We start from the raw sequence: 401 nt of genomic DNA, 5'->3' as shown, positions 1-401 counted from the left end.
GCACTGTCGGGGGCCGTGTCGTGCCGGGTGAACGTCAGGTACGGGACCGCGATCGCGCTGACGAGGCCGAGCACCGTGCCGATGGTCCACAACACCCAGTCGATGCCGACCGCCAGGGGCGTACCGAGGACGTCTTTGCCCAAGAGGAGGGTGCCCGCGCCGACGGTCAGCAGCGCCATGGGCGGTGCCCCGTAGAAGTGCGCCATCACCGGATTGAGATGATGCCCCCGCGCGGTGGCTCGGTAACGCACCCAGTGCATGACGGTCGCTGTGCTGAGAGCGACCAACAACACGCTGGCCAGTGCCCAGACGATGGTCGCGGCCGGGCGCAGCCCCGGGAACTGCAACGGCAGGGTCGCCGCGGCGTTGGCGACGATGCCGGTCCCCATGATCGACGCGAA

General features: G+C 69.3%; 1 pseudogene. It reads right to left on the bottom strand.

Going from position 1 to position 401, the window contains the following annotated elements:
- A pseudogene (locus ITJ55_RS16595) lies at nucleotides 1-401 on the bottom strand (C4-dicarboxylate ABC transporter); the annotation flags it as partial.

The organism is Frigoribacterium sp. VKM Ac-1396 (assembly GCF_015350895.1).
Lineage (GTDB): Bacteria > Actinomycetota > Actinomycetes > Actinomycetales > Microbacteriaceae > Frigoribacterium.
This window is presented reverse-complemented; position numbering and strand designations above follow the sequence as displayed.